Below are 22,134 nucleotides of genomic sequence, written 5' to 3' on the forward strand. Positions count from 1 at the left end.
TGGACAGAGTAATAGCCCTATCCTTTAACAAATTGCTTGTCCACCTGAGGCGGAAGCTACAATGATTAGGCTTTGTTGTTGGATCCAAATTCGCGAATTTTACCAATAACGGTTTCTTTGATTGCATCACGGCCTGGTGCGATGAATGTACGTGGATCGTAAGCATCAGGTTTAGCAGCTAGAACTTCGCGAACCACTTTTGCGAACACGATTTGGTTCTCAGTGTTCACGTTGATTTTGGAAGTACCCAGGGAGATGGCTTTCTTGATGTCATGTTCAGGAATACCTGTACCACCATGAAGAACCATTGGGATGTTAGTAGCGTCACGGATTTCTTCCATTTCTTTGAATCCGAGGTTAGGCTCGCCATGGTAAGGTCCATGAACGGAACCAAGTGCAGGAGCCAGGGTGTCGATACCTGTTTCTTTCACAATACGTACGCACTCATCAAGCTTAGCATACATGATGCCGCCGATAACGTCGTCTTCTTGTCCACCAACAGTACCTACTTCAGCTTCTACAGAAACGCCTTTAGCGTGAGCATATTCAACGACTTTTTTAGTCATATCGATGTTCTCATCGATTGGGTGATGGGAACCGTCGATCATTACGGATGTAAATCCAGCATCAATTGCTGCTTTACATTTATCAAAGCTAGATCCATGGTCAAGGTGGATAGCTACAGGAACAGTGATATTCATGTCAATAATTAGACCTTCAACCATTTTAACAACAGTAGTGAAGCCGCCCATGTGGCGTGCTGCGCCTTCAGATACACCAAGGATTACTGGTGATTTTTCTTGTTCAGCGGCACCAAGAATAGCTTGAGTCCACTCCAAGTTGTTAATGTTGTACTGACCTACTGCATATTTTCCTTCAAGTGCTTTGTTCAACATGTCTGTCATAGATACTAATGGCATGGTTTCATCCTCCTAAGAATGTTGGTTGGCTATGTTTTTAAACCGACATCACATACAGGCTTATTATAGCACATCCTGTGTCAAATACTAAATAGGGTAAACAAAAAAATGTCCCGGTGGGACGATTTTTATCCAGCCCATATAACAATTACACTCATCCTCTTCGGAGTCACCACGCGAAATAGGACCGATACAGAAATCACCGTTCTAACTGCATTGATCCACAGACTTGTTATGAAGATGCATGTTTACCGCTACGCGCATTTCGTCTATGTCGAACGGCTTTGTAAAATGCATTAACGCCCCTAGCTTGGTCGCCTCCTTAATCATGTCCAGTTCACCATATGCCGTCATCATAATGACCTTAATGGACGGATTGATCTCCTTTAGATGCTTCAGAATCTCGAGTCCATCCATTCCCGGTATTTTCATATCGAGTAAGACCAAATCGGGTGACTCGCTGCGAACAATGTCTAATGCCAATTTTCCGTTAGCCGCTTGAAATGTTGTATATCCCTCACTATTGAACACTTCCATAAGAAGAATCCGGATCCCATTCTGATCATCGACAATTAATACTTTCTTCTTTTCCATACGATACCCTCCCAGAAATTAAGGCAGATTGACTATACCGCGCTCTCCACAGCGACCGGCCCCTTTAGAAACTACTCCATACGAAACCTATTATTCGTGCTTTACTGTCCAAATCCTGCTAATTGGATAAAATGGGTAAATAAAGAGTCTAAAATGAAATAAATGTCAGTTACAATATTTCTATTAAAGGGTAATACAAAAAGAGAGCCTTCGGATGAAGGCTCTCTTCGACTATTTAAGAACCGAGGGTTCTTTCTGTCTGTGTATAAATTATTGCTGCTCGGAATGCGTCAAAGAGGCTTTGACAAATTCACGGAATAGCGGTTGCGGGCGGTTCGGACGTGAAGTGAATTCCGGGTGGAATTGAACCGAGAGGAACCACGGATGCTCTGGAAGCTCTACGATCTCAACTAGACGGCCATCCGGAGAAGTTCCGGAGATAACCAGTCCTGCTTTTTCAATTTCGTCACGGTAAGCATTGTTGAACTCATACCGGTGACGGTGACGCTCATATACCAGTTCATCATCATAGCAAGACATTGCCAGAGAGTCCGGAATAATCTTACAAGGATACAACCCAAGACGCATAGTGCCGCCCATATCTTCAATATCTTTTTGCTCAGGAAGCAAATCAATCAATGGATATTGTGTATTTGGATCGATTTCGGAGCTGTTTGCACCTTGTAGTCCAAGAACAGAACGGCCATATTCAATTACAGAAACCTGCATTCCAAGGCAAATGCCAAAGAAAGGTATCAATTGCTCACGGGCATAACGAATAGCGGAGATTTTACCTTCGATTCCCCGATCACCGAAACCACCAGGAACAAGAATACCGCCAATACCACGCAGCATTTCGTCCACGTTCTCATCCGTAATTTCCTCTGCATTCACCCAGCGGATCTTAACCTCTGCATTCGCAGCAAAACCTGCGTGTGAAAGTGATTCAACAACGCTCAAATAGGCGTCATGCAGTGCTACGTACTTACCTACAATTGCGATTTCTACTGTCTTCTCTAATTTCTGAATCCGGCTAAGCATACTTTCCCATTCGCGCATATCTGGCGCAGGTGTTGTAAGCTTCAAATGATTAACAACAATCTCGTCCAATCCTTCATCACGAAGGTTCAATGGAACTTCATATAACGTCGAAGCATCGCGGCATTCCACAACAGCATTAGCATCAATATCGCAAAAGAGTGCGATTTTGGCTTTCATATCTGCGGAAAGCTCATATTCCGTACGGCACACGATGACATTCGGTTGAATACCGATACTGCGCAGCTCTTTAACGCTATGCTGTGTCGGCTTCGTCTTCACTTCTCCAGCAGCCTTGATATAAGGAATCAAGGTTACGTGGATATACATCACATTTTCCCGGCCAATATCACTCTTGATTTGACGAATCGCTTCCAGGAACGGAAGACTTTCAATATCCCCTACAGTACCGCCGATCTCTGTGATAACAACATCAGAGTTGGTCTCGCGGCCCGCGCGGAACACGCGTTCTTTGATCTCATTCGTAATATGCGGGATAACTTGTACAGTTCCACCCAAGTACTCTCCACGACGTTCCTTGCTGATTACGGATGAATAGATCTTACCTGTCGTCACATTGCTGTTCTTCGACAGATTGATATCAATAAACCGTTCATAGTGCCCAAGGTCAAGGTCAGTCTCTGCACCGTCATCCGTTACGAAGACTTCTCCGTGCTGGTAAGGGCTCATTGTTCCAGGGTCTACGTTAAGATACGGATCAAATTTCTGAATCGTTACCTTTAGACCTCTGTTCTTGAGCAGCCTGCCCAGCGAAGCGGCGGTAATGCCTTTACCCAGGGAAGACACAACGCCACCCGTTACAAAAATATACTTTGTCACTGTAAAACCCTCCTAAATAAAGTCCAAACATAAAAGCGGCACATGGTGTTTATCGTAACCCGTTTTACTATCATCAAAACAGGGGAAATCAAAAGTTTAATTCACCGGGGAAAACATAAACCGTCATCCCTCAAATTCCATTAATCTACAGCTACTTTGCATCTAAAAAAACAAAAAAGTGACACCCGTAGAACCGGGGCACTTTTTATTTTAGAAAACACGTTTATTAACTTACATGATAAGCCCATGCAATAGTTTACTCTGACGATCCCCCACTGTCAAGGGAGGAATTATGCCACAGACAAGACTCTTCTGATTATTGATCTTACTTGTCATCCTCGGAATCTTCATCGTCGCCATCTTCTGCATCGTCTTCGTCCGTATCGTCTTCGTCTATGTCATCTTCATCGATCACGACATCTTCGTCGACTTCTTCTTCGCTGTCGTCGTCAGAATAGAGGTCGTCGCGATCTTCATCGATAGCGTCGAAATCCTCTTCTTCAGCTGTGTAGTTTTCTTCTTCATCAGCAAAATCGTCATCTTCCAAATCGTCGTCTTCATCGTTGATGATGCGCACCCGTTTAGTGTTACCAACCGGATCATCGGAGCGCTCAAGAGGATACCAGCGTTTCAGTCCCCAAAGGTTGGTTCCGACACAGGCAAAACGCCCGTCAATGTTAATCTCGGTATATAACTGGGCAATAGTATCTTGGCTTTCTTGATCGGTCATGCCGCGTAACTTGGCTACCTCGACCATCAGATCACGGTAATAATACGGTGTATTGGCTGCTTTAAGCACCAGAAAGGCAAGATCCACCATTGGCATTTCTTTAACTTTCTCAGGGTCTAGCTTTAAATTGAGTGGCGTACTCACTAAAGGACACTTCCTCTCACGCATTGTTCACATTACGGTTTATTTCAATAATATCCATTAACAAAACTAAGTAAAACCTATTTAACAACAAAATGCAAGTCAAATGCAAGAACCGCCCAACAGAAAAAGCCTCCTGCTTATTATCCATACAGGAAACCTGTCTTCATCAAGAAGAGTTGATATGTAATTGTAGCAAGGTTCGCCGCACCCAAAGTTTTTAGAAATGGGATTTAAAAAGGCGGAGGAAGACCTCCGCGCATGACTGTATCCACGCCAAGGATCGGCTCCTTACGGGATGTTACAAAGAGAGTTTTAATCTCTTCTGTTTATTTTATGTAAAGCGCCGTCTTTTGACACGCTGGGCAGCCCATTTCCTTAAAAAAGGGCAAGTTCCCATTCGGACCCCTCCCTCCGCTCATACAATATGGCAGCAGGGCACCGAGGAGGGACAGCGAAACCTATGGACTATTACAAATTTTGGAACATGCTTCTTGAAGAAATATCGGTTGCCCCCAAAAATGGTGAGCGGCGTATTCTTACCTTCAACGATCCCCGCCAGTATGCCGGAGCTTTCTCCCAATGGAAGGCTCTAAAAGCAAAGCAGCCCGAGCTGCGGCAAGTACAGGTATCTCCGCTGATTCGGGCCTTCTTCGTGCCCGCTGCCGCCGGAAAGCTGATGAACCGATTTGCAGACCTTCTAAATGTCGAAGACGATCTGCAAATCCAAATCCATTCCATAGCTAACGAAAAAAACGGAATCGCAGCGCTCCCATGGGGGGTGAAAGCGATTCATGCTCCTCAGGCATGGTCTAAATCAACCGGAGTTCACGTCAAAATCGGCGTCATTGACACCGGCGCGGATTACCGTCATCCCGATCTGAAGCATTCATTAGCCACTGGAGTCAACCTACTACACCGCGGAATGCTGCCGCTGGATGATAATGGGCACGGAACTCATATCGCCGGAACCTTAGCGGCAGCAGGGGGGAATCGCGGAATGATGGGAGTGGCGCCGCGAGCGCTGCTATATCCAGTCAAGGCTTTTGATCATAGTGGATCAGCCTATGTATCCGATATTGTGCTAGGTATTGATTGGTGTGTGCAGAACCGAATCGACGTCATTAATATGAGCTTTGGAATGAAGACTAGAAGCAAGGCGCTCCACAATGTGGTTATAAAAGCGTATCGGGCCGGAATCGCCGTCATTGCCTCCTCTGGGAATGACGGCAAACGTGGCGGGGACTATCCCGCACGTTATCCCGAGACGATAGCCGTGGGCGCCATCGATAAAAGACACCGGGTTGCCGGCTTCAGCAATCGCGGTTCATATATCGATGTATACGCGCCCGGCGAAGGCGTGCCCTCCTGCTGGCTGAAGGAGGGCTACAAAGAAATGAGCGGCACCTCCATGGCGACCTCGCATGTCACGGGAGCCGCAGCACTGCTGCTCGCACTGCGACCGGGCCTCACGCCAAGGGAGCTGAAGCTGCTCTTGCGCCGCACCGCGTCCCCGGTGCGGCTGCGTAAGGGGCAGCGCCGCGCATCCCTAGGCGGCGGCTCTGCCGATGCCCTACGCCTGCTGAGAGCAGGAGTAAGGGCGAAGCGTTCGGTCTCCGCGAACGTGTAGACCCCGCCCGGGCACCGGGTGGGTCACTCTGACGTTAGCGCAGCTGATGCCGGTGCGAAGAACGGCAGCAAAGAAAAATCCGCCCCCCAGGAAACCGGAAGGCGGATTTTTTGTCGTTTGCTGTTGATTTACATGCGATCCGGTGCAGAAACTCCGACAAGACGCAGTACATTGGCAATAGTAGTACGTGTTGCGCCCAGCAGTGCAAGACGCGCCACGGTTTGAGCAGCATCCTCAGTAATTACACGTTCAGCTTTGTAATAACTGTGGAACATCGCAGCCAGCTCATATACATAACGGATGAGGCGATGTGGAGCATAACCTTCAGCCGCAACAGCGATTTCTGCCGGGAGCTCACCAATTTTGCGCAGCAGGTCATATTCATGCACTGCTGTCAGCTTGGAGAAGTCAATTTCCGCGTAATCAGGGATAGAAATCCCTTGCTCCTCTGCCTGACGGAAAATACTGCAAATACGCGCATGCGCATATTGAACATAGAATACAGGATTTTCATTAGAAGTAGAGATCGCCAAATCCATATCGAAATCAAGATGAGAATCCATGCTGCGCATGGTGAAGAAATAACGAATCGCATCGATTCCTACTTCCTCCATCAAATCTTCCATCGTAACCGCTTTGCCGGTACGTTTGGACATTTTGACCTTTTCACCATTCTGGAACAGGCTGACCATCTGAGCAATCAGAACCACTAGCTTCTCAGGATCATTGCCAAGGGCTGACATTGCCGCCTTCATCCGCGGAATATAACCATGGTGATCAGCGCCCCAAATGTTAATCATTTTATCGTAACCACGGCCATACTTATCGCTGTGATAAGCAATATCCGGGGTAAGGTAGGTATATGTGCCATCATTTTTGATCAAGACACGGTCTTTATCATCCCCGTATTTTGTAGTTTGCAGCCAGGTTGCCCCATCTTGCTCGTACACTTCTCCACGATCACGGAGCTCGTCCAGCGAGCGCAGTACTTCTCCGTTCTCATACAGCGAGGTTTCACTGAACCAGATATCGAAGTTTACACGGAAAAGACCTAGATCACGTTTGATTTTATCCAACTCTTTATTAAGTCCATAGGTCCGGAAAAAAGCAGCGCGCTCACTAGGGCTCATCTCGAGCAAGGTATCGCCCTTTTCTGCCACAAGCTCCTTCGCAAAACCTTTAATATCCTCACCATGGTAACCATCTTCCGGCATTTCTGCCTCTTGACCCAGCTCCTGCAGGTATCTGGTTTCAATCGATTTACACAGATTAGCCACTTGGTTACCGGCATCATTAATATAATATTCCCGGGTCACCTCATAACCTGCATAATCAAGCACATTACACAGCGCATCACCGACAGCAGCACCACGGGCATGCCCTAAATGTAGGCTACCCGTTGGATTGGCACTGACGAACTCCATTTCAACCTTCTGACCTTGACCCAGATTAATACGGCCATAGTCATCCCCCTGCTCAGCAACAAGGCTGATGATTGGGTACAAGTAATTCTTAGACAGGGTAAAGTTAATAAAGCCTGGTCCTGCAATCTCCGCTTTCTCAATAGAAGCTCGGCTCGTATCCAAATGCTCAATAATAGCTTCAGCAATCTGGCGTGGATTACGTTTAGCAATTTTGGTCAACTGCATGGCAGCGTTCGTAGCCAAATCACCATGCGCCTTATCTCTTGGCACTTCAAGTACAATATCCGGAACCTCTTCCGGTGCAACCAGCCCAGCATTCACAATCGCATCGGCGATGGCTTCTTTTACCCGTTCATTTACAAGCTCTAACGGATTCTTACTATGTGTCATAATTTCGGTTCCTCCTGTATATGCAAACTAATAGCGAACTTTCCTGTCAATTCCTCGTAAACGTACAAATCATATTCCCAGGCAACCGTTAAAGAACGCCCTTCGCGCACAACTTCCAGCTTGTTCGTTTCCGTAGAAAGATTGAACTGCGTATATGGCGAGCGGTAGAATCCTGGCAGACGCCGTCCAGCTTCAAAGCTCTGCTCCGACTGAATCCCGCCATGGCGGATTAGCTTCAGTTGATTGCCTGCAATCTTTATCGTTGTACGAACAGAAACTTCCTCTCCGCGAGGACCCTGCTCTAATTCTTCATATTGAATATATAGATGCGGTCCCTTGGATGTTACTTCTCCATTCGCTTCCATAACATTTCGCTGACCATCTTGAAGGCTCACGAGCGTAATAGAGACATCATATTTGTCAGACTGTATTTCAGGCATCACACGTTCCTCCATTCTGCAAGCCTCTGCATTCTGCATAAGAAAAACGTCTAATGGCAAAGCTTAAACATTTTTATATTAATCAAAGGCCTATTTCGCTTTCCCATTGTACACTATAATCCAGTTCAAAGAAGCATTTCAATACAGAATCAAGCATATCTTCATAAGCACATAAAATATTACCATATTGATGATTAAAAGCACACTTTGAACGTCCATTCTCTATGTATATCATTTACTTCGATTATATTTGCACCTACCAAGCACCTATCGGACATAGATGACCTTAAACGCAGTATGATTCCATATTCGGTGTGATAACGGACCCCTTAGTCGCTATTGGCATAAAAAGCAACCCATTTGAACCTCTTTCTAGGCAATAGTGTTACTGGAGTCCGAAACCCTATCCCAAAGGCCGAAAATTTGCAAATAACGTCAACTGGGTCCGTACCCCTCCGAGGATGAGGGATCTGATAAGGCCACTGATAAGGGTACTATTCAAGCAAGCAACCAAGGATAAAAAATACAGAGCAGCGATTCTCCAAGTATCCGGAGAATCGCTGCTCTGCTGTCTATTTGCGATGTTTACAATACTTCGGACCCTTATATTTTTTTATTGAAGAGAATTATTGGGTCGTCACTTTTAAAGAAAACCTGCTTTCCCATGAAGCTCCGCCGTCTTTGGTCACATACAAGGAAGAGTAATCAAGCTCACGGATGGCGAGCCAGCCCTCTTTATTACTAGTGAAGGAGATTACCCCGTCATAACCAGCGAGCTCCGGAAGATTAGTCCATTGCTTACCGCCGTTATAAGAGCGTCCAACTGCCACTTTCTCTGCTGCTGGAGAAAATCCCACTAAAAAAGATGTGCTGTTTCCCACAAGCTGCAGGTTCCCGGGTTTGCCAGCGGCTGGCCCTTTATTGAATTCAGCCTTGCCACTGCCTGGCGCAGGCCCGCCGCCGGCAGTTTCCTGAGCGATCACACGATTCCAACTTTTCCCCCTGTTCGCACTTTCATACAGCGAGTAGGAGGTCTGACTCATCCCCGTACCGCCATAGAGCACTACAGCGACCTGATCTCCCTTAGCGGAGATTTGTCCAAACTCGGGCTCGGCAAAAGCCGCCTTCAGTGAAAGGCTCCAAGTTCCCCCTCCATCTGTGGTCTTCATTACCCGATATCCGCTTCCCGGCACGATTACAACCGCCCAGCCGGTATTCCGGTCACTAAAATAAGCGCCTCGTGTATTGGGTGGGGTGGAAATTTTACTCCAGCTCAGCCCCCCGTCTTTGGTGTAAAACGTGGCGGCTCTCTCATAAGCAAAACCTTTCTTACTATCGATAAAATTTATTCTTTCAAAGCTGACGGCATTGTTCGAAAGTCTCTTCCACTCCGAGCCACCGTTAGAGGTACCAATTAAATATTGAGCCTGCCCCTCCTCTACAGAAGCAAGAGCAAAGCCATGTACATTATCGGGAAAATCGAATTGTTTGAAGCTCCATTGGCCTTGATAGATCTCTTGAAAATGGCAACCTCCGTCAGAGGTACCAATCATAAATCCATTACCTGCTGCCCGTCCAATATTCCCATTCAAAAACTGAACATCAGAAAAGCTAAGCGGTGTGGATACATCGCCTGAATGCTTGTTTTGCAGGGCCTGTAGCAAGCCGTGATCTGCCGTGCCGCAAGTCGCTGGTGCTGGTGCAGCATGTACAGAAGTTACAGGTGCACTCCAGCCTGAAACCATAATAAGCGTCGCCGAGAGGGCGGTTATTGTCGTCTTATGAATCCTTTTCGTCCATTTCATGATGACACCTCCTAATATGTATATACCCTTACTCACAATCCCTACTCTGTTATACCGCCAGAGAGGATACCCTATCTACCTTAAACAATCACAAAATAGAAACAATTTGTTACCCTCCATATCCCTAATGAATATCCTTCCAGATCCTTCCCCATAATATGAAAGAAAGGAGTCTGGTGCCATGACACGCGAATCAACGAATCCACCGAAACGAAAAAGCCGCTTCCGGCGTTTATTTCGGCTGCTGGCAGCCTTGATCATATTATTTGTATTAACCACCGGAGCTCTGCTCGGTTATCTATATCAAAAAGATCTTCCACCGATTAGCGATGATGTGCGCTCCAAGCTGTTTGACTCCCGGGGCAATGTTCTTGCCACCTTTACCTCAGACGGCCGCAGCCGTGAACCCGTCAAATTAAGTCAAATTTCTCCCCTGCTCATTGAAGCTACACTAGCAGTCGAGGATCGTAAATTTTATGAGCATTCCGGATTTGATCTGAAAGGGATGGCACGAGCTGTTCTTGTCAATCTGGAAGAGGGGAACCGGTCGCAGGGTGCTAGTACGCTAACTCAACAGCTCGCACGTAACCTCTACCTATCCCATGAAAAAACGTGGACGCGCAAGGCTAAAGAAGCTGTCTATACGATGCAGCTGGAGATGAAATACAGCAAAGATGAAATCCTGAACATGTATTTAAATAATATCTATTATGGCCACGGTGCTTACGGCATTGAAGCAGCCTCACGGATGTATTTTGGTAAATCTGCAGCTGATTTAGACCTGGCAGAGAGTACCATGCTGGCTGGAATTCCAAAGGGACCTACCTATTATTCACCATACAACCACATGGACAATGCTAAAAACCGCCAGAGAATCATCCTGACCGTCATGGCGAATTTAGGTAATATCACTCAGGAAGAAGCCGGACAAGCTGTCCAAGAGAACTTAAACTTCAAGCCGCAAGGGCAAAAGGATACGCTTGTAGCTGCGCCTTATTTCCGGGATTATATCCGCAATTTGGCTACAGAATCGCTCCACATCAGTAATGATGAGCTGGAGCAAGGCGGACTAAATGTCTATACCACCCTTGACCCTGACATGCAGCATGCCGCAGAAAATGCTGTTGACACAGAGATGGATCAAACTAGTGATCTGGAGACTGCGCTTGTATCCATCGATCCTCGCACCGGTTACATCAAAGCAATGGTCGGCGGAAAAAATTATCGTACCAACCAGTACAATCATGCTTTGGCCACCACACGCCAGCCGGGTTCTTCCTTTAAGCCGATTATGTATTTGGCCGCACTCTCTTCCAAAGAGATGACAGGACTTTCGGTCTTCAATAGTCAGCCAACGATGTTTCATTATGATAACAACCGCAAAACGTATCAGCCCCGAAACTTTGGGGATAAGTATCTGGGTGAAATTAATATGCGGCAAGCTATCGCAGCATCGGACAATATCTATGCTGTTAATACAATTATGAAGATCGGCGCGGATAAAGTGAGCGAAATGGCTGCGAAGATGGGCATTGACAGTCCACTTCAAAGCGTACCTTCGCTGGCACTAGGCACTTCACCGATCAGTCCGCTTGAAATGGCTGCGGCTTTTGCTGTAATTGGAAACAGCGGTCAGAAAATGCCGACCACAGCCATTCTAAAAATAACCGATTCAAATGGCATGGTCCTGTATGAAGCACCTCAACCCAAAGGAGTAACCGTCGTAGAACCTTCAGCTGCCTATGTCCTGACTCGTTTAATGGAGGGGGTATTCGAGACTGGGGGGACGGGCAATCGTGTGGCTTCCATAATCAAACGTCCGGTAGCCGGCAAGACCGGCACTACGGATACAGATGGCTGGATGGTAGGATTCACCCCGGAGCTATCCACGGCAGTCTGGGTTGGATACGACAAGGGGCGCGACATCGCAACTACCGACGGACGGCGTGCGGCTCCTATTTTCGCCCAATTTACTGAAAAAGCGCTGGAAAATGTCCCTCCAAAAATTTTCCCCATTCCAGATGGAGTGGTCAGCGTATACGTCAATCCGCAATCCGGTAAACTTGCTACAGCAGCATGTCCCGACAAAGAACTGGAAACCTTTATTAGTGGAACTGAGCCCACCGAATACTGCGAATTGCATGGAACTGGCGCCGCTCCTGCTGTCGATGACACACAAAGCAAGGTAGATCCTGCTGAAGAGAATCGTTCCCTATGGAAGAACATTAAACGCTGGTGGTTGAATTAGCCTCTTCATTTATATTGAAGGGGTTTTTCTTTTTTTATAAGTCATATATTGTAGTAACAACAGGATTTCTAAATTCAAATATCACTTGTCGCATAAGGGATGTAACCGTTTTATTTATTATGCTTACCCCATTCTCTTAACTCACAATTACTGCTATAATAGTTATTAGAAACCAAAATATAATGATGTAAATGAGGGACATGGGATGAAGGATACAGGCATGATCCGGAGTTTAGACAGTCTTGGGAGAATTGTGGTTCCCGCAGAAATCCGTATGACGCGTAATATCGACATTGGTGATCCTATCGAATTTTTTGTTTTAGACGAAAAAATCATCGTCCTTAGGAAGTACACCTCGACAGAGTGTACATTTTGCAGAAGCCACGACCATGTCACCTACTATAAAGAGCAGTTTATTTGTAGCAGCTGTCTAAAAGAAATTGTCGATCCTGAACGCATGTCTCAATTGCCAGAGTCACGTGAGGATTTTGTTGTTGAGGCACCAGAGCACAACACCAGCATCCGAAAGTCGAAGACAGAGGAAATGTGCCAACGTCTGGAACAAGCTATTGAAGATCATCCCTATGCCAACCAAAAAGAACTTGCAGAAATCCTCGGGATTAGCCAAGCCAGAGTGAGTCAGCTCAAACGCAAGCTTAGCAGTACAAGCAAATCATAAATTAAAAAAGCTTCGACGCTCCTATTTCCGGAGGTCGAAGCTTTTTTTATATCGGATAACCCTTCTGGAGGCTCCTATACTATTCAGTCAGTGCAGCTTTAAGCTCATCTGAGGATGCATTCCACCATGCTTCATTATGAGAGATCAGAAGGGATTTGAGAGCCGACTTCTCAATGGCTCCAAGCCCTGCCACATCGATCTTGCGTTTAAGAGCTGCATCCAGCTTATTGACATGCTCGGCAAGAATTTTCCATCCGCGGCGCGCTTCTGTATCAATCCACATTTCACAGGCTGTGATTCCACCATAAAATTGAGCTTCCAATGTACGGTCTACCGCTACCCATACCACCCAAACCTGTCTTCCATTCGGTACATCTTCACGATTCATGGAAAATTTAATTCCTTTTTCCACCTTGCTCTTGGCATGCATGGCACCGATATCAATAACCGCCACATCACCATCAATAATGACAGGTGAAACGTTGTTGAGATCTATAGAGCCTGCTCCAAAGCCTTTATGTTTACTTTTAGCGTTCACAATATTTAAGGCAATCTGTTTCTTGCCCTCCGGTTGTATGTTGTCCACGAGTGCACACCCTTCCTCTTACGAATAATTTAATTTTAGCTAATAATGCGGCGATTGCAAACATATACATCCCGTAGATGCTTGTCACGGGAGGAATCACACTATGAAGTCACTGTCATTAAAGTACATCATCTTTGCGACCCTGGCCATCCTCGCGCTGCTGGGAGGAGGAATATGGGCCTTTTCAGGGGATAGCTCAACAGCTTCTGTTACTAGCTTTGCTTCAAAAGAGGCCAAGTCCTCCAGCGGCACAGCGCCTGCAGCCGTACCACAGCAGGTATTGCCTGAGAGCGCGCCTGTCCCGGCAGAGGAGGCTTTAAGCCAGCGGGTAGTCGAGTATCACATTGATGTCCAGCTTGTTCCTGACACAGAAACCTTAAAAGCTTCTGAGACAGTAACCTGGACACACCCCGGAGTAAAGCCAGTAAGTGATTTATATTTTCACATGTATCCAAATGCATTTGCCTCATCAGATACCACCTTTATGAAGGAATCCGGGGGGACGCTCAGAGGCGACAGCATGCCTGAGAACGGCTTCGGAAATATGACGCTGACCGATCTGCGCACGACAGAGGGAACTTCGCTAATGCAAAGAGTGCAATATGTTCAACCTGATGACGGCAATATCAACGATAAGACGCTTCTAAAGGTACATCTTCCTCAGCCTGTTAATGGTGGGGAAAGTGTAACACTTAAGCTTCAGTATGAAGTCCAGCTGCCCAAAATCTTTGCTCGCATGGGTGCTTCAGGTAACTTCGTTATGGCTGGGCAATGGTTCCCTAAGCTTAGTGTATACGAGCCTAAGGGCACACGCGGAGTTAAAGAAGAAGGCTGGGACCTGCATCAGTATCACGGGACCTCTGAGTTTTACAGTGATTTTGGCATCTTTAATGTAACGATTGCCGTTCCTTCCAACTATACGGTGGCTGCGACCGGATTTCCTGTAAAAAATGCCAAGCTCAAACAAGATCAAAAAATATATCAGTTCTACGCCGATGATGTCCACGACTTCGCTTGGGCTGCATCCCCTGATTTTACAGTAGCAGAGGAAGCTTTCTCTACGCCGGAAGTGCCTGGAGTACGAATTAAGGTGTATCTCGACCCACTGCACAAAGACTTACAAGAGCGTTACCTTCAAGCTGCCAAGGCTGCCCTGACCTACTTCAGCAAATGGTATGGCCCTTATCCCTACTCTACGCTGTCTATTATCGTCCCACCTAAGGAGGGAAACGGCGCGGGAGGAATGGAATATCCTACCCTTATTACAGCCTTTGGGGCCGCGGATTCTTCTCCAGATACCTCACTTGAAAGAACCGTCATTCATGAGATCGGCCATCAATACTTCTACGGTATGGTAGCCAGCAATGAATTCGAGGAGGCCTGGCTGGATGAAAGCTTTACTTCCTATGCCGAAGACAGACTTATGGAACAAGAATACGGTATCAAGTCTAATTTGCCTTTACAGGCCAGCCTGGTAACTATACCTGAGCCGTTAAATCTGGAAACGTGGAAATATGCAGGGGCGGATTCCTATAGCCGAAATGTTTATATCCGCGGCAAGCTTGTACTTAAAGATATCGAACGCCAGGTAGGTACCAAAGCAATGAACAACATCATGTCCTCCTACGCTCGTAAGTTCCGTTTCCAGCATCCCGCTACGTCAGATTTTCAGAAAGTCGTTGAGAAGGTAACCAAAAAATCATGGCAGGCCTATTTCGATGATTACATTTATGGTGATGGTGCGCCTGACTTCTCAGTAGATACGATTACTTTTAAAAAAAATAACAGCGGCGATGCTCAAAGCTACGAATCATTAGTGAAGATTTCAAATAAAGGGAGCCATTACGTTGATGTTCCCGTGAAATTCACATTCGCCGACAGCTCTTCGGTGCAGCGGGTCTGGAACGGTGAAGGAGCAGAGACTACGTTTCAATTGTTAAGCGATAAGCCTCTTCTCTCTGCTGAGATTGACCCTGAGCATTCCATCTTATTGGAGAGCAAACATTTAAACAACTTTAGGCTGGCGGAAATAGAGCCCAAGACGCTCTCTCGCTGGACGTTAAGTGTAACTAAACTACTTGAAACCGTGCTCGGAACTCTTGTCTGGTGAGGTGAATGATTGTGAGAACATCGATAACCCGCGGCTGGCAAAGCATGAAGGAGCAATTTTATATTTTAATTCTGCTCTTCATCTACCGACTGCTCTGGGGCTACTTTATGTATGGTTTCATCCGATCTGCCATTATTCCAATTCTACTGCGCTATCCAGATAAAGACGCCGGCGGCAGCGGTATGGGCAGACTGTTGTATTATATCGAGGGACAGTTCAGCTTGAATACTGACCCTACGATACGCACTTGGTTATGGATGCTTCTAGGACTTGTTGTCTTGCGACTTCTGCTTTCTCCTTTCATAAGGGCAGGATTGCTGCATGAGCTGCACCAGGAGCGAAAGGGCGAGCGCGGGCTGTTCTTTTTCCCCGGCATGAAGATCTATGGACTACCTGTCTTAGTCTTTAGCCTAATCGAATGGGTGCTGACCCTGCTGCCGCTTTACTGGCTTGCTCCAAAAATGTACGGGCTGTTCTTATCCTCTTTGTTTAACTACACTTTGTTACTTCATTTAGTACCATACGTATTGGCATGGCTTATATATATTTTTATCGTGCGCCTGTTTCTTCTATATATGCAGTTTGGTTACACCGGCGGTACAGGAATGTTCTCCTCACTGTTCATCTGCTTGCGGTCACTGATTCCTGCTATAGGTGTTTCCATTGTACTTGGTGCGGGAGGCTTGCTCTTACTGCTAGTGTGCGGACTGACGGGTCTGTTCTGTCCCGGCCTGCCGGCACTTATAATACGGCAAATCTCACCACTACCTTCTACGCTCTTAAAAATGTGGGGAATCTCTGCACAATATCATCTATGGTGTAGCAAAGCATTTCCACAATAAATTAACCTTATTTGACATAATAAAAAGGTCCCAATTCCTGTATTCAGGAGCTGGGACTTTTTCTCATTACGGATAACTTAAGAGTATTTGCAAAATCATAAAAGCTCTGTTACAATAAGTCCTGTGCTATTAGTAACAATTTTGTAATCAATTGAAACGATTCCTACATAACTAAATGTATTTATCGTAAGTGTAACTGTCGAAACGTCATTCTCTTGGTGCTTAACACGCCTAATTCCTTTGCACCGGGAAGTGGGGGAACCATATTTTGGGTGAATTGATCTCGCTTTACAGGGATCATAGGGAATCTTCTACCGAACCCTTAAGCTAACCTCGCAGGCCTTGGAAGGAGTACATCTTTTGAAAAGACATAATTTAAGAAAAAAATGCGTCGCTGCGGCGCTAGGACTTGTAATGGCATTATCTATTGGTGGAGGAAGCGCCTTTGCCGACTCTAAGATGGACACTGTAATCTCAAAGACTATTGGAGTTGCCTATAAAACCGGAGGTACAAGCACTGCCGGATTTGATTGCTCTGGATTTACAAAATATGTATTCAAGAATGTGGGTCTTACTTTACCTCGTACATCAAAAGCTCAATATAGCGTTGGAACTGCTGTATCCAAAAGCAATCTGCGTTCTGGTGATCTAGTGTTCTTTAACACACTTGGCAATGGAGTATCCCATGTCGGCATTTATGTTGGAAACGGAAAATTCGCACAATCGTCCTCTTCGCGTGGAGTGACCATCACTTCACTCAGTCAGGCCTACTGGGCCAATCGTTATGTTGGCGCTAAAAGAGTAATGAGTACTTCAGCTTATCAAGCTGTAGCCTTCGATTGAAACCTTCCTCACAACTATAACCTCATAATTACAACTATATGAACCTGAATCTGATTATTCCCGTAATCAAATTCGGGTTTTTCTTTTTTCCATAATATATTTTTACACTAATAGAGCCCAATTGAAACACGTTTATTTGATAAAAATTGCAATTATATTAAAAATTAGGTCATTATTAACGCTTACATATGCCTTTCTACCGTAAAAATGCCAATTTTTCTGCATTAATATGTTAAAAACGATTGCCAAGCGGCTTTCTGTTTGTTACAATTAGCGCAGTGAGATTTTAGTAACATTTTTGTAATCATTAAGTTGTTATTTACAAAGGTTTTGTCATGTATTGATTACAAGCTAATCCTAATCAACAGTATGAGCCGAGTTTCCTAACTATTAGGAAAACGGGGGAACCAACTTTGGGTGAATTGACCTCCATTATATAGAGGGGTCATAGGGGACCTTCAACCGAACCCTTAAGCTAACCTCGTAGGCATTTGGAAGGGGTATACACTTTTGAAGAAGAAGTTAGCAGCAGCAGTACTAAGCTTTTCCATCATCCTCACCATCGGAGCAGGAAGCGCTTTCGCAGATTCCAAAATGGATAAAGTGATTGACAAGGCCATCGGTACTAAATACGTATCCGGCGGTATATCCACTAACGGATTTGATTGCTCCGGATTTACAATGTATGTGTTTGATAAGATTGGCATTAACCTTCCACACCAATCAGGTTCCCAATATCAAATGGGCACAGCAATCTCCCGTGATGATATAAGAGCCGGAGATCTTGTATTCTTCAATACAAGTGGCAAAGGTGTCTCCCATGTCGGCATTTATGTCGGTGAAGGTAAGTTCGCACACGCTTCTACCTCACGCGGTGTTACGATTAGCTCTCTGAGTGATAGCTACTACGTGAAACGCTACGTTGGTGCTAAGCGCATTATGAGCACAGACGCTTACCAATCGGTTGCTGCTGAATCGGAAGACAATGATGATGTTCAATAAGTAACGTACATAGGCTCTTTTCCAAGGTAACTCTTGGAGGAGAGCTTGTTTTTTTGTCTTATTACTTATTTACCCCTCTCATAATTTGTAAAACATTCCTCTCATATAAAGTTTCTGAGTCGAACCTCCCCCATTTTGTATATAATTAGTAATATAGCAATGTCCTCGTGAAAGGAGATCGTTGACTTTATGATAAATCCCTCGGTAACTTTTCATGTTGTTCCTATGGAGGCAATTCACGGAGAAGCTATTTGTAAGTGGAGCTATACGCCCCCATATAATATTTATGGCTGGATGCCGTGGGAGCAGATGCAGGCTCTTGGCATCGAGTTTGGCGATCCGCAGCTCCGGGAGGAACAATATATCTCCATATTAAATGAACAAGAGGTTTTGTGCGGATTCGCACAGTTGTTCCCGATGGAAGGAGTCGTCCGTTTAGGAGTTGGGATGCGCCCCGATCTATGCGGCCATGGTTTAGGCAAACTATTCGTAGATGCCATCGTCCAGACAGCCTTGAGTCGTTATCCTGATCGAGAGATAGATCTAGAAGTCCTGACCTGGAACCAACGCGCCATTCGAACTTATCAAAAATGTGGATTTACGATTACAGATACGTATGAACGCCGCACACCTACAGGAGACAAACCTTTTTATTGCATGGTCTATGATAAATGATATTAAATACCAGATATTTCATAAGAATGATTGTATTCTCGTTCATTTTTTTGTCACAAACCCTATGATAACGCTTCACCATAAGCTATAATGTAGGGAGCAGCTTACATAGAAGGGACGAATTGGGATGCAGAAATGGATCATGAGCGGTTTGTTTTTTGCCGCCTGTGCCTTTGCGGTAGTACTCATGTTTACACTTCCGGGTAAAGAAGAGGTAGCGGAAGAAAATAAGCCCACGATGCCGGTAGTTCAACTGGACGCAGCAAAGGCAGAAGCAACCGTGAAAGCCAGCTGTATCACCTGTCACGGCGATCAGCTTCAAGGTGGAGTTGGACCAAGTCTTCAGAATGAAGGCGGCCAGCATGACGCTGAGGAAATCTACAGCATCGTCACCAAAGGACGTGGTCAAATGCCTTCCTTTAAGGAGAAGCTAGCCCCTGAAGAGATCGCCAACGTCGCACTCTGGCTCTCAGAGAAAAAGTAACCCATCAAGCAACTAAAAACGCCCGTGTATGAGATAGGTGACTATCTATGCACGGGCGTTTATTTTATGATTTTGGCTAAACTAATGATTTTTTTCAAAGGCTTCATTAAATTCATGCGCCGCTCGAAGATCTAGAGCCGTAATCCCATCTTCTTCATTAGATTCAAGTCGCAGGGTAACTGTTTTATAATCAATCGTAATATGTGGATGATGATCGAAGGCTTCTGAAATCGTGGCTACTTCATCAACGAACGCAATGCCCTTCATATATTGGCTGAACATATATTTTCGCACCATAACATTATTATCCAGCTTCCACCCCTCCAGCTTGGTGATCTCCTCACGCAGTTCCTCTTCCGTAAATAACAATTCGTTTCCTCCCTTACAAAAAATTGCAGTAAAGTGCGCAGTTCCCTTTACTTGACATAGGCGTTAAACAAAACATCCCTTAGCTTCTGAGGTCCAAGGGATGTGCCAGGATAAAGGCGATATTTTCGATTTAATGTATTCACAAATCCCAGCGATTATAACTCGGCTTTATCAATTTTAACACGGGCTACTAACTACGGGCAAATTACGTCCAGACGTCTCCTCTGCCTAAATCAAAACCACTGAAGCCAAATCCTCTTCGCCAACTAAAATATTAATGCGATGCGTGTCCTTATCGTAAATAATTACGCCGCTCCCCACTTCAATCATAGGTTCATTACCCAGCGCGAAGAAAAGATCCTCAGCCAATGCTTCCCATACCTCCAGCTTTGATTCTTGGGGTAGTTCCTGCCACTCGTCCGGATCCATCTCAAAAAATAAATATCCATCGGAAATTCGTCCGACGGCTTCGGTCAAATCTGTTAGAATTTCACCGTAATCTCTACCATGCTTTACACCCACGTATATCACTCCGTTTTCTTCACAGATGAATAATTACTTACCTTATCCATTATAGCCGAAAAAATGACTTCACAAAAAACCGAATGATGTCGATAAATAAGAATATACGTTAATTCGGTTTCGCACAGAGTGCCCTGCCGCTGTTTCAAGGATGATATACGCGGCATTGTCGGAACACATCTTAAATCTCACGGACGAGGTGCAAAATGGAAATTTCAACAATAATTGGTTTAATTTTTGGTTTGGTTGCTGTAATCTGGGGCATGATCCTCAAGCACGCTCCACTTCATGCTTTGGCCACACCTGCTGCTTACGTTATTATCTTGGTGGGTACGGCAGCGTCTATTTTCATGGCCTTTCCTTTCAACGAGGTCAAAAAGATTCCAAGTCTGTTCAAAATGATTTTTATCAAAAAGAAATTAATCAGTAAACCCGAATTAATCACTATGTTCATGGAATGGGCTTCTATCACACGGCGTGAAGGTCTGTTGGCTCTAGAATCAAAGGTCGATGAAATAGAAGATAACTTCCTCAGGAATGGCATGCGGATGATCATTGATGGAAATGATCAGGATTTTGTCCGCGATGTCCTCATGGAGGATATCCACGCCACAGAGGATAGACATAAAGCAGGAGCGCTCATTTTCTCACAGGCAGGTATGTATGCTCCTACCCTTGGGGTGCTCGGGGCGGTTATCGGCCTCATCGCCGCTCTGGCTGATATGAGTGATATGAACAAATTGGCTGCGGCAATCGGGGCTGCCTTCATCGCCACTTTGCTTGGTATCTTTACAGGTTACGTATTATGGCATCCTATTGCTAATAAACTGAAACGTCTCTCCAAACAAGAAATCGAAGTTCGAATGATGATGGTCGAAGGTCTTTTGTCCATACAGTCCGGTGTATCTACTATTGCCATCAATCAGAAGCTTGCTGTATTCCTAACACCTTCGCAACGCGTTAAGTTAAATGAGAAGGACGGTGGATCAGGTGAGCAAAAAGACTAGACACGAAGAGCATGAAGAACATGCCGATGAATCGTGGCTGTTACCTTATTCCGACCTCATGACTCTTCTGGTGGCTCTGTTCATCGTTATGTATTCTATGAGCGCAACGGATGCCAAGAAATTTGAAGAGATGAGTCAAGCCTTCAGTTCCGCACTTAATGGCGGTACAGGTATTCTTGAAGAGCGGGCAGCAATGCCTAGTAAAACTCAAGAAGATCTAGGGAAAAATGATAAGATGGGTAGCTCTACTTCCAAGAAAGCTGAAGAAGCAGAAATGGCAAAGCTACGACAAAAGGAACAAGAGGATTTAGAGAAGCTTAAGAAACAATTCGATCAATATATTAAGAGCAACGGTCTAACTGATCTGCTCAGTACGAAGCTTAATCAATCTCAGCTAATGATTACGATCAGTGATAACGCATTGTTCGCCTCTGGCCAAGCCATTGTTAAGGATGATTCGCGGCAATTAGCTAAATCCATCTCAACGATGCTGCAGCAATTCCCGGATTATGATGTAGTAGTGCAAGGGCACACCGACGATATTCCAATTTCTAATAGCAACTATTCATCCAACTGGGATCTGAGTGCGGATCGGGCACTTCAGTTTATGAAGATTTTGCTGCAGAACACGAATCTAAATCCGCGCAAATTTAGTGCGATTGGATACGGCGAGTATCATCCTATTTCGGATAATGACACAGCTACCGGTCGAAGCAAGAATCGCCGGGTAGAGGTTTCCATTATTCGCAAATATCAAGAATCCAAAGAGTTTACAGGGATTGTTCCCTCTGCTGAATAAGTGATGTCGTAAGGTA

At 45.4% G+C, this 22,134-nt stretch carries 21 protein-coding genes and 2 riboswitches; of the genes, 11 read left to right on the forward strand and 10 right to left on the reverse strand.

Features of this window, described 5'->3' with window-relative positions:
- Positions 1–65 precede the first annotated feature (65 nt).
- The 4 genes from fba to rpoE all read right to left on the reverse strand — a co-directional run bounded on the left by fba (position 66) and on the right by rpoE (position 4,266).
- The gene (gene fba, locus MKY14_RS26785) at positions 66–920 is read right to left on the reverse strand and encodes a class II fructose-1,6-bisphosphate aldolase (protein WP_036679934.1); all 855 of its coding nucleotides are present in this window, start codon (positions 918–920) and stop codon (positions 66–68) included.
- A 207-nt stretch (positions 921–1,127) separates the two neighbouring features.
- Complete coding sequence (locus MKY14_RS26790) at positions 1,128–1,514, reverse strand: response regulator (protein WP_036679935.1); 387 nt, start codon at positions 1,512–1,514, stop codon at positions 1,128–1,130.
- Positions 1,515–1,784: 270 nt separating this feature from the next.
- The gene (locus MKY14_RS26795; protein WP_076130377.1) at positions 1,785–3,392 is read right to left on the reverse strand and encodes a CTP synthase; all 1,608 of its coding nucleotides are present in this window, start codon (positions 3,390–3,392) and stop codon (positions 1,785–1,787) included.
- Positions 3,393–3,717: 325 nt separating this feature from the next.
- A complete protein-coding gene (gene rpoE / locus MKY14_RS26800) occupies positions 3,718–4,266 on the reverse strand; it encodes a DNA-directed RNA polymerase subunit delta (protein ID WP_036679939.1) in 549 nt (182 codons plus the stop codon).
- 460 nt (positions 4,267–4,726) lie between these two features.
- Here rpoE and MKY14_RS26805 point away from each other — a divergent pair, with 460 nt between their 5' ends.
- On the forward strand, positions 4,727–5,893 hold the full coding sequence (locus MKY14_RS26805) for a S8 family peptidase (RefSeq protein WP_340977736.1): 1,167 nt from the start codon (positions 4,727–4,729) through the stop codon (positions 5,891–5,893).
- A 128-nt stretch (positions 5,894–6,021) separates the two neighbouring features.
- On the opposite strand, the gene argS is transcribed toward MKY14_RS26805, so the two are convergent.
- From argS to MKY14_RS26820, 3 genes are all read right to left on the reverse strand, one after another.
- Positions 6,022–7,707: an arginine--tRNA ligase gene (gene argS / locus MKY14_RS26810; protein WP_036679944.1), complete on the reverse strand. Its 1,686-nt coding sequence runs from the start codon at positions 7,705–7,707 to the stop codon at positions 6,022–6,024.
- Positions 7,704–8,147, reverse strand: coding sequence for a DUF1934 domain-containing protein (locus MKY14_RS26815; protein WP_036679946.1), 444 nt, complete (start codon positions 8,145–8,147; stop codon positions 7,704–7,706). The genes argS and MKY14_RS26815 overlap by 4 nt, the downstream gene beginning before the upstream one ends.
- 626 nt (positions 8,148–8,773) lie before the next feature.
- The gene (locus MKY14_RS26820) at positions 8,774–9,952 is read right to left on the reverse strand and encodes a hypothetical protein (RefSeq protein WP_340977737.1); all 1,179 of its coding nucleotides are present in this window, start codon (positions 9,950–9,952) and stop codon (positions 8,774–8,776) included.
- 181 nt (positions 9,953–10,133) lie between these two features.
- On the opposite strand from MKY14_RS26820, the gene MKY14_RS26825 reads away from it, so the two are divergent.
- Both MKY14_RS26825 and MKY14_RS26830 read left to right on the forward strand, forming a co-directional pair.
- Entirely contained in the window at positions 10,134–12,200 is a 2,067-nt protein-coding gene (locus MKY14_RS26825; RefSeq protein ID WP_340977738.1) for a transglycosylase domain-containing protein, read from the forward strand.
- Positions 12,201–12,405: 205 nt separating this feature from the next.
- Entirely contained in the window at positions 12,406–12,879 is a 474-nt protein-coding gene (locus MKY14_RS26830) for an AbrB/MazE/SpoVT family DNA-binding domain-containing protein (protein ID WP_038568063.1), read from the forward strand.
- A gap of 79 nt (positions 12,880–12,958) precedes the next feature.
- Here the strand turns inward: MKY14_RS26830 and MKY14_RS26835 are convergent, their stop codons facing one another.
- Positions 12,959–13,465, reverse strand: a complete 507-nt coding sequence (locus tag MKY14_RS26835) for a YwhD family protein (RefSeq protein ID WP_036679953.1) — start codon at positions 13,463–13,465, stop codon at positions 12,959–12,961.
- 103 nt (positions 13,466–13,568) lie between these two features.
- Between MKY14_RS26835 and MKY14_RS26840 the strand changes: the two genes are divergently transcribed.
- From MKY14_RS26840 to MKY14_RS26865, 6 genes are all read left to right on the forward strand, one after another.
- Positions 13,569–15,575, forward strand: coding sequence for a M1 family metallopeptidase (locus MKY14_RS26840; RefSeq protein WP_076187210.1), 2,007 nt, complete (start codon positions 13,569–13,571; stop codon positions 15,573–15,575).
- Positions 15,576–15,586: 11 nt separating this feature from the next.
- Positions 15,587–16,417, forward strand: a complete 831-nt coding sequence (locus MKY14_RS26845) for a hypothetical protein (RefSeq protein ID WP_340033837.1) — start codon at positions 15,587–15,589, stop codon at positions 16,415–16,417.
- A gap of 218 nt (positions 16,418–16,635) precedes the next feature.
- Positions 16,636–16,774: riboswitch (cyclic di-AMP (ydaO/yuaA leader) on the forward strand.
- A gap of 57 nt (positions 16,775–16,831) precedes the next feature.
- Positions 16,832–17,260, forward strand: a complete 429-nt coding sequence (locus MKY14_RS26850) for a C40 family peptidase (RefSeq protein WP_076130394.1) — start codon at positions 16,832–16,834, stop codon at positions 17,258–17,260.
- Between the two features lie 362 nt (positions 17,261–17,622).
- Positions 17,623–17,765: riboswitch (cyclic di-AMP (ydaO/yuaA leader) on the forward strand.
- A gap of 5 nt (positions 17,766–17,770) precedes the next feature.
- Complete coding sequence (locus MKY14_RS26855) at positions 17,771–18,262, forward strand: C40 family peptidase (protein WP_036679958.1); 492 nt, start codon at positions 17,771–17,773, stop codon at positions 18,260–18,262.
- A gap of 189 nt (positions 18,263–18,451) precedes the next feature.
- Positions 18,452–18,937 (forward strand): GNAT family N-acetyltransferase, encoded by a 486-nt coding sequence (locus tag MKY14_RS26860; protein WP_076280416.1) that lies wholly within the window; start codon positions 18,452–18,454, stop codon positions 18,935–18,937.
- 127 nt (positions 18,938–19,064) lie between these two features.
- Positions 19,065–19,421, forward strand: a complete 357-nt coding sequence (locus tag MKY14_RS26865; protein WP_036679962.1) for a c-type cytochrome — start codon at positions 19,065–19,067, stop codon at positions 19,419–19,421.
- 81 nt (positions 19,422–19,502) lie between these two features.
- On the opposite strand, the gene MKY14_RS26870 is transcribed toward MKY14_RS26865, so the two are convergent.
- Positions 19,503–19,790 carry a 4a-hydroxytetrahydrobiopterin dehydratase gene (locus tag MKY14_RS26870; protein ID WP_076130383.1) on the reverse strand — a complete coding sequence of 96 codons (288 nt, stop codon included), beginning with the start codon at positions 19,788–19,790 and terminating at the stop codon, positions 19,503–19,505.
- A 228-nt stretch (positions 19,791–20,018) separates the two neighbouring features.
- The gene (locus MKY14_RS26875; protein WP_036679966.1) at positions 20,019–20,312 is read right to left on the reverse strand and encodes a hypothetical protein; all 294 of its coding nucleotides are present in this window, start codon (positions 20,310–20,312) and stop codon (positions 20,019–20,021) included.
- Between the two features lie 206 nt (positions 20,313–20,518).
- Here MKY14_RS26875 and motA point away from each other — a divergent pair, with 206 nt between their 5' ends.
- Both motA and motB read left to right on the forward strand, forming a co-directional pair.
- Positions 20,519–21,319 (forward strand): flagellar motor stator protein MotA, encoded by an 801-nt coding sequence (gene motA / locus MKY14_RS26880; protein WP_036679967.1) that lies wholly within the window; start codon positions 20,519–20,521, stop codon positions 21,317–21,319.
- Positions 21,303–22,118: a flagellar motor protein MotB gene (gene motB / locus MKY14_RS26885; RefSeq protein WP_076130384.1), complete on the forward strand. Its 816-nt coding sequence runs from the start codon at positions 21,303–21,305 to the stop codon at positions 22,116–22,118. Before motA ends, motB begins: the two co-directional genes overlap by 17 nt.
- Positions 22,119–22,134 lie beyond the last annotated feature (16 nt).

It is taken from the genome of Paenibacillus sp. FSL R5-0887 (genome assembly GCF_038002305.1).
In the GTDB taxonomy this organism is placed as follows: Bacteria; Bacillota; Bacilli; order Paenibacillales; family Paenibacillaceae; genus Paenibacillus_AQ; species Paenibacillus_AQ odorifer.